The 12630-nt window shown below is 39.3% G+C and carries 14 protein-coding genes; 3 read left to right on the forward strand and 11 right to left on the reverse strand.

What is annotated here, in order from left to right:
- Positions 1 to 655, forward strand: a 655-nt coding sequence (locus tag IJJ71_RS10665) for an aminotransferase-like domain-containing protein (RefSeq protein WP_296846931.1), incomplete at its 5' end; no start/stop codon positions are given.
- 33 nt (positions 656 to 688) lie between these two features.
- On the opposite strand, the gene IJJ71_RS10670 is transcribed toward IJJ71_RS10665, so the two are convergent.
- The gene (locus IJJ71_RS10670) at positions 689 to 910 is read right to left on the reverse strand and encodes a hypothetical protein (RefSeq protein ID WP_296846933.1); all 222 of its coding nucleotides are present in this window, start codon (positions 908 to 910) and stop codon (positions 689 to 691) included.
- 2214 nt (positions 911 to 3124) lie between these two features.
- Positions 3125 to 3760 carry an NADase-type glycan-binding domain-containing protein gene (locus tag IJJ71_RS10675; RefSeq protein ID WP_296846935.1) on the reverse strand — a complete coding sequence of 212 codons (636 nt, stop codon included), beginning with the start codon at positions 3758 to 3760 and terminating at the stop codon, positions 3125 to 3127.
- 61 nt (positions 3761 to 3821) lie between these two features.
- On the opposite strand from IJJ71_RS10675, the gene IJJ71_RS10680 reads away from it, so the two are divergent.
- Complete coding sequence (locus tag IJJ71_RS10680) at positions 3822 to 4049, forward strand: hypothetical protein (protein WP_296846936.1); 228 nt, start codon at positions 3822 to 3824, stop codon at positions 4047 to 4049.
- 14 nt (positions 4050 to 4063) lie between these two features.
- Here IJJ71_RS10680 and IJJ71_RS10685 read toward each other — a convergent pair whose 3' ends face one another.
- Positions 4064 to 4393, reverse strand: a complete 330-nt coding sequence (locus IJJ71_RS10685) for a helix-turn-helix domain-containing protein (RefSeq protein WP_296846937.1) — start codon at positions 4391 to 4393, stop codon at positions 4064 to 4066.
- 111 nt (positions 4394 to 4504) lie between these two features.
- Here IJJ71_RS10685 and IJJ71_RS10690 point away from each other — a divergent pair, with 111 nt between their 5' ends.
- On the forward strand, positions 4505 to 5236 hold the full coding sequence (locus IJJ71_RS10690) for a hypothetical protein (protein ID WP_296846938.1): 732 nt from the start codon (positions 4505 to 4507) through the stop codon (positions 5234 to 5236).
- Between the two features lie 174 nt (positions 5237 to 5410).
- On the opposite strand, the gene gyrA is transcribed toward IJJ71_RS10690, so the two are convergent.
- The 8 genes from gyrA to IJJ71_RS10730 all read right to left on the reverse strand — a co-directional run.
- Entirely contained in the window at positions 5411 to 7924 is a 2514-nt protein-coding gene (gene gyrA / locus IJJ71_RS10695; RefSeq protein WP_296846939.1) for a DNA topoisomerase (ATP-hydrolyzing) subunit A, read from the reverse strand.
- A gap of 189 nt (positions 7925 to 8113) precedes the next feature.
- Positions 8114 to 8797, reverse strand: coding sequence for a phospholipase D-like domain-containing protein (locus tag IJJ71_RS10700; protein ID WP_296846940.1), 684 nt, complete (start codon positions 8795 to 8797; stop codon positions 8114 to 8116).
- 2 nt (positions 8798 to 8799) lie between these two features.
- Positions 8800 to 9018 (reverse strand): hypothetical protein, encoded by a 219-nt coding sequence (locus tag IJJ71_RS10705; protein ID WP_296846941.1) that lies wholly within the window; start codon positions 9016 to 9018, stop codon positions 8800 to 8802.
- A complete protein-coding gene (locus tag IJJ71_RS10710) occupies positions 9019 to 9492 on the reverse strand; it encodes a DUF3990 domain-containing protein (protein WP_296846942.1) in 474 nt (157 codons plus the stop codon). It lies immediately after the preceding gene.
- Entirely contained in the window at positions 9489 to 9695 is a 207-nt protein-coding gene (locus IJJ71_RS10715; protein WP_296846943.1) for a DUF3791 domain-containing protein, read from the reverse strand. The genes IJJ71_RS10710 and IJJ71_RS10715 overlap by 4 nt, the downstream gene beginning before the upstream one ends.
- Positions 9696 to 9720: 25 nt before the next feature.
- Complete coding sequence (locus IJJ71_RS10720) at positions 9721 to 10635, reverse strand: restriction endonuclease (protein WP_296846944.1); 915 nt, start codon at positions 10633 to 10635, stop codon at positions 9721 to 9723.
- A gap of 16 nt (positions 10636 to 10651) precedes the next feature.
- Positions 10652 to 11002 (reverse strand): hypothetical protein, encoded by a 351-nt coding sequence (locus tag IJJ71_RS10725; protein ID WP_296846945.1) that lies wholly within the window; start codon positions 11000 to 11002, stop codon positions 10652 to 10654.
- Between the two features lie 3 nt (positions 11003 to 11005).
- Positions 11006 to 12630 (reverse strand): toprim domain-containing protein (locus IJJ71_RS10730; RefSeq protein ID WP_296846946.1); only part of this gene is annotated, 1625 nt, incomplete at its 5' end.

Below are 12630 nucleotides of genomic sequence, written 5' to 3' on the forward strand. Positions count from 1 at the left end.
AGGAATTTGTATGCCGGCAAATCGCCGCTATGAAATGCTCGCCTGGGCAAACGAAAGCGAAAACAATTACATAATAGAAGATGATTATGACAGCGAATTCCGTCTCAAAGGAAAACCGCTCCCTCCTCTTTTCAGTCTGGATATTTTTGGCAAAGTAATTTACATGAACACATTTTCAAAATCACTTGCCTCGACAATCCGAATTAGCTATATGATTTTGCCGGAAAAACTCGCGAATCTTTTTTATGAAAAGCTCTCATTTTACTCCTGCACGGTCTCAACATTTGAGCAATACACGCTGGCTTCATTTATAAGCAACGGATTTTTTGAAAAGCACATCAACCGGATGAGACTTCACTACGGCCGGAAGCGTGCAAGAATAATCGAAAAGATAAAAAAATATTTCAACGATAACGAATGTAAGATTATCGAAAATGATTCGGGCCTACATTTTATTCTGGAATTCAATACCTCACTCACGGACGAACAATTCAAGGAAATTCTTGCATCGAAAGGAATTTTGATAAGCTCAATAAGCGATTTTGAGATGAATAAAACTTCCCAATCCTCTCATCAGTTCATCCTCAACTATTCCAGCATCGACATGGAAAAACTCAATTCCGCGCTAAAAAAACTTAGGGAAGCACTGATTTAGAGAAATCTGTGCATATAAAAAATCTGGCGCGAATCAATTACATCCGCGAGCACTTTCGTTGCTGTGCTCGTTTGGCATTTTCGCAGTTCCGCTACCGCTCCATTCTCCGCCAACCATGTCTATAATATCCAGTCGCGACATGGACATCGCGTGCTTTTCTTCTCCGAGAACGCAGTTCTCGTTACGACATGGATGTCGAAGAACGGCTTCGCCGCTGCTACAATCCCGCGCGTCATTTTTTGTAAAATAAAGCAATCCCTACACCATAAAAATAACCGAACCTTAGTTATTTTTTAATTAACAGGACTGTTTTGGAAATGAGTTGCAAACTGTTAAGAAAAGCCCTGGCAAAAAATTCTAACTAACGACAGGCTTTTTTTTGTAAATTCTGGCTCATTGAACAAGAAACTATCAAAAATCCAAGCGAACGAAAGTGAGTTTAAAGCTCCAAGCATGTAGAATCCGCCATAAATTTCAAAATCCTTACTATCGCTAGGGAGCATAGACTTTTCCACAAGTTTTAAACATTTCGTGGAAAAGTTTCATGTGAAACAGTGAAAATATCTATCAGAAACAAACCAACCACTCTTAGTTTTCCACAAATTGTGTATAACTTGTTAATAACTCAAACTTCTCCACAAGTTTTAAACAAATTGTTGAAAAGTTTGTTTCATGTGAAACAAATCCCTGGATGTGGAAACCCTATAGAAAATGAGATTAAAGCTTAAACACGAGTTTTAAAAAACACATCCGTCAAAATCATGTGCTAAACCAGCAGGAGATCTATTCAAGACATTCTTTACATGAGAAGATGGCCACTCTGATTATCAACATCAAAACTCTTAGAAATAATCTCAAATTCATCGTTTTAGGACGCAGATTTCAAGAAAATCGTAAACCTACCGTCCACACAGAAAGAACATAACCGGCTTTTCATAGATTCGATATATTTCATATAGTTTCACATGAAACATTCAGGCTAGGATTTTTCTCCCCTATTTGCTAGAAAAGAACCTAGAAAAAGTTTCTGGAACCTTATACGCAGTCTTGAAACAGGAAAAACAACAAAAAAAAGATTTGGCGACATCTGTTATTTTTACAAAACATTTCCGCAGCCCAAAATAAGTTTTTTTCAACAAGAGAATTCTTTTTGAACAGTGAAATTGTGATTATTCTCCAAAGAAATACCTCGATCTCCAAAAGAAATGTTTTCAAATATGAAGAAAAATCGTTCATTAAGGAAAAAACTCAACATCAGAATCATTTTTACATATAATTTCCTGCCAAAAAGGATTATTTTGTTTCATGTGAAACAATGTTTGAAAATGAAAAACTGGCAGAATACGCAAAGAAAAGGACAATTATGTTTTATATGAAACAATGTTTACAAAGAAGAAAAAAAGGAAATATATCCAAAAAGACCGTTTGATTCACATCTTAACATTGAACCTGGCGTAAGAAATCATAAACTCTGGCAAAGAAGATAATGCTGCGTACATGGGAATTTCGACAGATTTCAGCCATGCAAAATTTCTTGAACAAGCTGGAAAGAACAACCGGGATTTTCTTTCCAGCTTGTTTATATCAGCAGAGAAAGATTTTTAATGAACAAAACTCCGAATATGTTTCATGTGAAACAGTTCTTTGCAAAGGAAAAATTAAAAATATATAAGCCCCCCCTTCAATCATGTTTCATGCAAAACAATTTTTTATAAACGAAAAATCATATAAAAAACAAGTTTTGCTACGTTCCACATGAAACAATTCTGCTTATCCACAAAATGTTTAAAACCTGTTGATAACTCAGAATTTTCCACAAACTTTAAACATTTTGTGGAAAATTTACTGATAATACTCCCAGCCCCTCCCCTATCTCTCTCCATACAACAAAAGCATGATTCATATAAACGTTTTAACTTATAAATTTCCAAACAGATTTTTTTCCAGAGACAAACTCAGACGGAAGTGTTTCATGTGAAACAAAAAAAGCCGAAGAAACTCTTTAGCTTCTTCGGCCGCCTGATGGTAAATAATCAGTCACTATGATATGAACGAAAAGGAGAATGACTGATTTTCACTACCTTATCCCCAATAAATATTTTATACGACAAACGAACTTTTGTCAGCAAAAAAAGTGAAAATTTTTGCAAAATTTAAAGAAATAATTATCGGCATGTTTCATGTGAAACAATAGTAAAAATATTTCAAAATCAGCAAAATTTTTAATATTGTCTACCTACCGATAGTGAAAATTTAAAATCAAAAACACTATATACAGTGGAAATTTAGCTATTTAGTTCAAAATTCACACTAGCATGTCAGTTTTTCTTCTAAATCTTCTTTTGTCATTTTAATCCAGCTTTTAATTCAGATTCATAAATTGTTACTAACTGAGAAAGCATTTTTAGGCTTACGCTAAAACAAAAAAAAGCCGTACATCGAAACTGACATGCGGCTCACGTTTTTTTCTTACATAGGAATATCGACACTTGCACTCATATCACAAATACAGGTGTCATCATATTTCGAGCCTTTATAAACGCTCAAAATCTCAAACTTCAAAAAGAACTTTATAGGGCGCTCACTTCGACAATATTTTTCGGGAAGTTCTACCATAAAATTATGTGTACTTGAATTCAACCAAAAAGGATGCTCTGTAATTTCATCTGAAAGAGTTATGACTTCCTCATGAACACATTCTGGATTCCAAATCAAGAATGCTTCATCCTGCCCTACTCCGTAGGCAGTGGCATAAACGCTTACCTTTGCCTCTTTTACGCGGTTGTTCTTTTTATACAAATCCTCGCTCTGCTGGTAGCCATTTTTAACATAGAGAGTTATCTCATTGCTTATGGCGTGCTCTCCTGTACTGCAAAGATTAGACTCTGCATCACTAGTCGGTTCAACAGGAATTATCACCCACTCACCGATTCCGTCACCTTTTACACCTTCTACCCATGCGGTAGAAACATTACAAACCTTATCAGGGCTGTAATAAGGATCTAAATCACTAAGTTTGTTAATTTCGTAAAAATCCGCCGGTTTGCCTTTTTCAACAAGAGCCGAGCTTCTGCCTTCTTTCCATACCCAGTTTTCTTCGTGCATTTTTGAAAGAGCTTAACCACAAAAAGCACAATAAGCCGAATACATAAAATGGCAAGCTACTTTGCATCAGGGCGAAAAAACTTTTGTCTGCTATGCCAAACAAGAATTTTACATTAACAATCACTTTGCTGATTTTGATAATTTCAAACGCGTTTACATTGATGATTCAAACAATGTTTGCTGGGATAAAAATCCCGAAATAGACAGCGAGACGATCTGGAACAATAAAGTTGATTTATCGGGCGATGTGTGTTATATGGAGAGCGTACCTATTGTTGTTTCAAACTAAGCATAAGTTAATTATTACATCGAATACTTTTTCATCAAAAGCTTTATTTTCGTTTCTACCGCTTGCGTGATAAACTGCCCCAATTCCGATAAATCTTCGTGAAGCGTAACATCAAAGTTTTTGTTTTCTTCTGGAAGCAAAAGCTGATACGGCTTGATACGCAACGCCTTTGAAATCTTCGCCATAGTTTCCAGTGTACCCCATTTTTTACCGCTCTCCAAATCACAAAGAAAACCAACTGATATGTCTGCTTCCTCCGCAAGTTCTTGTTGGGTCATGCCAGTTAAATTACGATACTTTCTGATATTCTCGGTAAAAATTTTCTTGATTTCTACAGCTTCCATAGGTAAAAGAATATTCGCTAAATGAGAAACTTGACATATTCAATTTGAGAAAATATAATTTTTAAATTGAGAAATTATATTTCTCTAATCGAAAACTTTAGGGGGAACTTTATGAAGAAAATTTTTATTTTGTTGTCAGCTCTCTTTGCTTTAGTCGTTGGAGTCGGATTTCTCTCATGCTCAAACGGTGACAATGATTCAGGCTCAAGCGGCGGTAATTCCGAATCAAAAACAACCGTTATTGCAACAAGCATTGATGGCATGAAAGGCAAAGTTTTTCTTTGGAACGATGATGATCCGTGGAGCGATGGAAGCAATTCTGGAGAACAAAAGGAATATGTTGTGTTCACAAACGAAACGGAAAGCAACGGTGCGCTAAAAGGCTTTATGTACTATTACCATTACACGAAAAACTGGGAGACGATTTCTGGTTTTAATGCTGAAAATGAAAAAGAGGAGATTACCTACAAAGACGGAAGCGTCTGTTATGAAGGTGGCAAATCCAAAAAAATTTGCATTTCGGGAGGAAAGTATTACAGATATAGAAGCCCCGATGACATTTATACTCGACAAAGCGGAGATGGTCTGAACTCAAGTTTTTCCGATGACGATGAACACGGCTGGACATTCACAACAAAAACAAATGGAACGATTTCCCTGCTTGATAAGTCTGACAGTACTGAAATTTGCAACGGTACTTTCACAAATAATAATGGGGTTTTAACCTGTTCCTTTACGATAAATGGAGAAGCTTGGCAAACGACACTGCTCTACACTGGCGACAAACTGTATGAAGTAGAAGAAATAAAAGAACTTTCTGCATTGCCAGCGTATGGTGAATAAAGATTAACAATACTTTCTTTCAAGAAAAAAGCCGTGCATCACTCACGATGCACGGCTTTTTTGCACTAGGGATTGTAGGGGCGGCGTTAGCCGTTGCCGCAGGCAATGAAGCCGAAAGGCGTAACCCCGAAAAGCCCGCCCCACACTTGTGTGGGGAGTGCCCTAATTTTTGCTCTATTCTTTTTCTTGGGCTACGCTGTCGAATCCTACTACATAGTCTGGGGAATCGATGTTGATTACTCTTGTTCCAGAAGCTCCTCGTCCCTGCTTTGAAACATCGGAGGCTTTGATTCGGAGAGTTTTGCCCTGGCCAGTCATACAGATAACTTCGGCATCTTCAGAGACTGCGATAGCTCCAATAATCTCGCCTTTGTTGTCGGTGTTGCCAAAAATCTTCTGACCACCGGTTCCTCGTCCGTGCTGACCGAATTCCTCAAAGTCAACTCGCTTTCCAATGCCTTTTTCTGTGATAACGAGAGCGTCTTTTCCTTCTTCGACACAAATTGCAGCTGCAAGTTCGTCTCCCTGTGAAAGACGGATACCTGTAACGCCGGCACTTGCACGTCCCATAGGTCTTACATCTTCCTCATTTATGCGGAGTGCCTGACCTCTACGTGTGACTAGCATAACTTCTTTATTTCCGCTAGTCAAAATAGAAGATACAAGTTTATCTCCGTCCTTGAGTTTGATTGCGATTACGCCACGTGTTTTTGCATTTGCAAACTCTGTTGTCTGACATTTTTTGACGACACCGTTTGCAGTTGCCATAAAGATGAACTGAGAATCGGTGTAATCCTTCATGGTGACGATTGTTGTGATTTCTTCGTCCGCAGAAAGCTGGAGCAAAGATTTTACGCTTGAACCACGGCTGCTTCGGCTCGACTCAGGAATCTCGTGAACTTTAATCCAGTAAGCCTTTCCTTCGTCAGTCATGAATGTGATGTATGATTTTGTTGTGGCGATGAAAATCTGATTGATGTAATCGTCTTCAATGAGGTTGGCACTTAAGCTGCCCTTCCCTCCCCTACTCTGCGCTTTGTAGAGTGTGAGAGGAACTCTCTTGATGTAACCCATCTTTGAAATCATCACGACGACTTCTTCTTCTTTAATCATGTCTTCTGTGTTGATTTCTTCGACTTCATCTGCAACGATGTCAGTCTTTCGGTCATCACCATATTTATCTGCGAGTTCGTTTGTTTCGTCCTTGATGATTCCGAGGATTTTTTCGTGATGGGCAAGCAAATCTTCGAGATGATCAATCAAAGCCTGCAATTCGCGGATTTCTTTCTGCAAGTCCTCAATCTGCAAGTGAGTGAGGCGTTTGAGCTGCATATCGACAATTGCCTGTGCCTGCTCGTCATCAAAATTGAATCTTTCTTCCAAGCGGAGCTTTGCCTGCTCAGTGGTGTCGCTTCCGCGGATAATCTTGATTACTTCATCGATGTTATTGATTGCCGTAATCAAAGCCTGCAAGATGTGCATTCGGTGCTTTGCGACTTTGAGATCATAAATCGTGCGGCGTGTGATAACTTCGTCACGGTGATTTACGAAATGCTGGATAAGCTGCTTGAGAGTAAGAATCTGCGGTTTGAGGTAAGTCGGCTTAAGAGTGAGAAGACCAGGCTCATCATATCGTGGCTCGCCTTCCTTTTCCTGAGGAACGAGTGCAAGGTTGATTACACCGAAATTTGCCTGCAATTCAGTTTTTGAGAAAAGCTGGTTCAGTATGATTTTTGTGACAGCATTCTTTTTAAGCTCGACTACAAGACGCATACCAACGCGGTCACTCGTTTCGTCGTTCGCATCGGCAATTCCTTCGATGATTTTGTCGTCTTTGAGCTGGTTGATTTTCTTGATGATATTTGTCGTGTTCACACCGTAAGGAACTTCTGTGAAGACGATTTTTTCATGACCACGCTTGTCAGTTTCGATAGTGAATTTTGAGCGGATTGTGATTTTGCCACGGCCAGTTCTGTAGGCCTTTTTGATTCCTTCCCGGCCATAAATCGTGCCACCAGTCGGAAAGTCCGGACCTTTGATGTAGCGCATGAGCTCATCGATTGAAATCTCAGGATTATCGATGTAGGCAGAAATTGCAGCCGCAACCTCGCGCAAGTTGTGGGTCGGCATGTTAGTCGCCATACCAACAGCGATACCTGTCGTACCGTTACAAAGGAGGAAAGGAAATTTTCCAGGAAGGACAGCCGGCTCTTTTGTAGTGTCGTCAAAGTTCGCCACCATGTCCACAGTGTTCTTTGAAATGTCAGAAACCATCTCCTCGGTGATTTTCGACATCTTGGCCTCGGTGTATCGGTAAGCCGCAGCCGGGTCTCCAGCAATCGTACCAAAGTTACCCTGCGGAGTTACAGTCGTATATCGCTGAGAAAAATCCTGACCCAAGCGTACAAGAGCATCATAAACAGAAGCGTCACCATGCGGATGATAGTGACCCAAAACTTCACCGACAATCGTAGCGCATTTTTTAGTCTTCCCGCTCGAAGCCAGGTGCAAACTGTCCATGGCATACATGATTCGCCGGTGAACAGGTTTGAGACCATCGCGGACATCAGGCAAAGCTCGCTGAACAATTACCGACATCGAATAGTCGATGTAAGCCTGTTTGACCTCATCCTCAATCGGAATCTTTATGACCGTTCCACCTTCCGGGGTTTTTTCTTCTTCTAACATAAGTACATTTTTTCCTTAAATTTATTCAGAGATATTATACCAAATTGCAAAAAAAGAATCTTGTGTTTTTTATGGGTACACCCCTACGGTCGCTTACGCTCCATTCGGGTCGGGCTTTTCGTGGTTCCGTGCCTTCGCACTCCATTCCGCCGCTACGCTCTGGAACGGCTCCCGCCGCCACTACAATCCCTAACGCTTATGATAATAACATTCATTACAAAGAGAATGTTCTAAATCTATTTGTTCATTAAAACTTCTCTTTCCACATTTATGACAATAATATTCTTGAAAATATGGTCTCCCAGATTGAGACCAACCTTTAAAACAATCAATACATAAAGGTCTGTCTCTATCAAAAGGAATCCTAGTTTTACAATGAATACAGTAACCAGTTATAGAATACTGTGTATTATGGAAATTATTTTTCTTAGAATTCAAATTCTCAATCTTATCTAACTCAGCACGACTTTTTATTGATTCAGCTTCTTTAATAATATCTTCATAGATGTCAGAATTTTCACTTTTATTGATTTCAATTCCCATTTCTCGATTATTTTTTTCTGAATAATCATATAAATTCATTGAAGTAATAAGTGCTGTTCTTTCATTAAAATAGCATTTTGCATGAAGATTTTCGAGAAAATAAATTTTAAGCTTATTAAACTTTCTAAATTTATCTTTTTCAAATCCTTTCATTTCTTCTTTGCCAAAAATCAAACTTATATCTATTCCGTTCTTCTCAGCTTCATAAAGCCGTTCAATATAAGAGTCGTCAATTTTTACATAAGGACTAATTATATATATGTATTCTTTTGAGTTTTTTATTATGTCTTCTATGCTAGCCGCAATACCTTTAGTTGTAAGAAATTTCATTTTTACTCCCTCTCAAACTCATCCGCAATAAACTCAGCACTTTCAGCCCACATTTCAGACTGCGTGTTTTTCAATGCCCGGAATGTTCTTGATTTATAGAAATCCTTCAATTCTTCATCAAAAGGTTTTTTCAGTTTTTCTGACAAAATACGGACAACCTGTTCTGTCTTCATGAGAATGTCTAAAGTAATGTCCTGATTGTTCCACATATATTTTGGCATTTAGACCTCTCTGTCCTCTTTCAAATTTAAACAGGTCAAGGCTTTTTCCGTATGAAAAGAAATTTGGTCATTCACTTTGAAAAAAGAAAGTTGCTCTATTGCCTGCTCTGTAGTATAAATTCCTGAAATATACAAGGCTATTGTTCGCATTGTATTGTCGTTTGCAACAGGTCCTTTTACAATGTCGTAATCGTGAAAAACTCCACCTTTTGTACGATTTTCTTTTACGAATTCAAGCCAATCTTTATTCATTGACTTGAATTCAAGTATTTTCAAATCTTTTGTCGGATTGAATTCAAAAACCTTTACAAAGTTTCCTTCTCCGCCAAAACGAATGAACTGATTTTTTGCCCATTTTTCCGCTTGCTCATAAATCGTAGTCGTGTAAAACCCTTTTCCGAAATCACGCTTATCTTTTGAACGAGACAAATCTATTTTTGAAAACGCTGTATTAGTTCCGTGATACAAAATCATTTTTTCTCCTCACAGCGTTTCATCACATCTTCCGCAAAATCAATGGTTTCTTCCAAAGATTGGGTATGAAGAGCATCGTATTGTTCTCGTATTAAGCTCTGGATATTGTGCATAGAAAACTTGTCAAATGCCTCAGATTCAGAAATATGGTGATTTTCTGCATAACCTTGTATTGCGGTCACAACGAGAAGATTTTTATCCATTTCGGTCTGATTTTGAAAATCCACTTTACTCTTCCTCAAAATAATCGCTATCTATTCGTTTTAATTCATAACTATGCAAAGGCGCAACCCCAAGATTATATTCAATCATCAGATTTGCAAGTTCCATTCCGTCAATCAGAATGACTTTTGTGTCATTCATTGGCTTGTATTCCAATGCTTCTTTTGAAAATGATGAAGCCGTAATAAAAATGCCTTTTTTCGCTCCTTGCCCAGCCAACGCTCCGACAAATTTCTGAATTTCTGGACGACCGATGATATTATTTTCTTTCCAGCGTTTTGCCTGAATGTAAATTACATCAAGTCCAAGCTTGTCTTCTTTTATGATTCCGTCAATTCCTTCGTCGCCAGTTTTACCGACAGCCTTTCCGGCATCTTTTATTGAACCGCCATAACCCATTTTCACAAGAAGAGCAACAACTAATTTTTCAAAAAATGATGGGCTGACATTTCTAATTTTTTCGAGCAAATCTTCTGCCAAAGATTTTTGAAAATCCTGAAATGCTGTATCAATAAGTTCTTCTGGAGTCTGCTTTGTATAATCAGGCTCAACTTCAATTTTTTCTTTTTTAGAATTTGACCTATTTTTAAATTCAAGAAATTCATCAAACTGATTAAGAAATTTCGTATCTATTTTCACAGGATTTTCTGCCAGAACATTTTTCCCGCGTTCGGTGATTTTTATGATTCCTTTTTCGACATTTAAAAGACACGCTTTTTTCAAATGAGTTTTTGCCCAACTAACACGATTGTAAAAAATACTCTGAGTTCCGCTTGGAATCATCATGTTCAATTCTTCTTCACCAAGAGAAAATTCCTTAGAGAGAGATTCCATAATTTCTTTTATTTTATGTTCCTTTCCATCAGAAACATTTTTCAAAAGCGGAAGCATTAATGTTTGATAATCTGGAATAGTCTGCATTTTTTATACTTCTCCTTCATCTTTTACCGCAAAACAATTCTCTAAAAGCATTTTGCATAAAAGCGGCATCTGATGGATTTTCAAATAATGACTTTGAACCGTTACGCCATGCGGAAAGTGCAGATTCGTAAGAATTGTTGCTTTCAAAATCTGAGAAATGGTCTTTGAGTTTTAGATACATAATAAACTGGCTTATTTCCGAAATATAAGATTCGGGCAATGCTCTAATTTCTTTTTCTAAGACATCATAACTCATTTTCGATTTCTCCTTTTCAAATTCGTTCATTACCAACAAACGAATTTCGTTCGCCAATAGAAGAACGATTTCCCACAAAAGTGAACGAACGCGTTCACTTTCTCCCCACAAATCCTAAATATCCAGATTCGCGTAGCTTGAGTTGCTTTCGATGAATTCCCTTCGTGGTTCTACTTCCTCACCCATGCAGACGCTGAAAATCTTGTCGGCGGCCTCGGCATCCGGGATTGTCACCACCCGCATTTTTCGGTGGGCTGGATCCATTGTTGTTTCCCAGAGCTGCTCACCGTCCATCTCACCAAGACCTTTGTATCGCTGAACGTCTGCCTTATCTCGCTGGTCGCCCAAAGCGGCAAGAGCGTCATCTCGTTCCTGATCAGAGTAGCAGTAAACAGGCTCTTTTTTGCCGAGCTGGACTTTGAAAAGCGGAGGCATTGCAAGATAAACATATCCGTGCTCAATCAGCTGCGGCATGTAGCGGAAGAAGAATGTGAGCAGAAGGGTGCGGATGTGGCTTCCGTCGACATCGGCATCGGCCATAATGATGATTTTATGATAGCGGAGTTTTTCGATGTTGAAGTCTTTTCCGAATCCTGTTCCCAAAGTTTTGATTACAGGGTCAAGCTTGTCGTTACCCATGACTTTTTCTGCGCTGACCTTTTCGACATTGAGCATTTTTCCCCACAGAGGAAGGATTGCCTGCGTTTTTGAGTCGCGCCCTTTCTTTGCAGAACCGCCCGCCGAATCACCCTCGACAATGTAGACTTCGCAGATTTCGGGATTGTCTTTGATTGAGCAGTCGGAAAGTTTTTCGGGTTTTTGGAATCCCGCGCCGACCGTCTTTTTGCGCGTGGCTTCTTTTGCCTTTCGCGCGGCAACTCGTGCGGCAGCCTCGCCCACAGCCTTTTCAAGCACTTTTTCAAGGACGACAGGATTCAGCTCAAAGAAAATTGTAAGTTTTTCTTTTACAAGCGAATCGACAATCGTGCGCACTTCCGTGTTTCCGAGTTTGTCTTTGGTCTGTCCGACGAATTCAGGTTCTGGCACTTTCATTGAAAGAACCGCCGCCAATCCCGCGCGGACATCTTCGCCCGTGAGTTTTTCTTTTTTGTCTTCGCCTGGCTCGAATTTGCCGTCACGGTCAGGCATCTTTTTCTTCATCTTTTCGTTGCCATCGAGTGCCTTGTTCAAAACCCAGAGCAATGCCGTTCTGAATCCGTCAAGGTGAGTTCCGCCGTCCCGCGTGTTGATGTCGTTTACATAAGTGTGAATGTCTTCTGAATATGAGTCGTTGTACTGGAAAGCAAGCTCAGTGATTACGTTGTCCTTTTCGCCAGTGATGTAAATCGGCTCTTCCGGGTAATAGAACTTGCTTTTTTTGTTGGCGTTTATTTCCTTTACATAATGAACGATACCGCCCTCATATTTGAGAACATCTTCTTTTGGAGTTTCAAGACGCTCGTCACGGAAAGTAATCACGATTCCGCTGTTCAAGAAAGCAAGCTCTTTAAGTCGCTGCAAAAGAACATCAAAATCATAAGTCGTAGTCTCAGTGAAAATAGTTTTGTCGGCCTTCCATCGGATTGTAGTTCCGTGAGCCTGAGTGTCGCCGATGACTTCTACCTTTGTAACAGGAATTCCGCGCTCGTACTTCTGGCGATAGATGTGACCGTCACGGCAGACAGTAGCTTCAAGCCAGTCAGAAAGGGCATTAACGCAGGAAACACCTACACCATGCA

The sequence above is a fragment of the Treponema sp. genome (assembly GCF_017430385.1).
GTDB lineage: Bacteria > Spirochaetota > Spirochaetia > Treponematales > Treponemataceae > Treponema_D.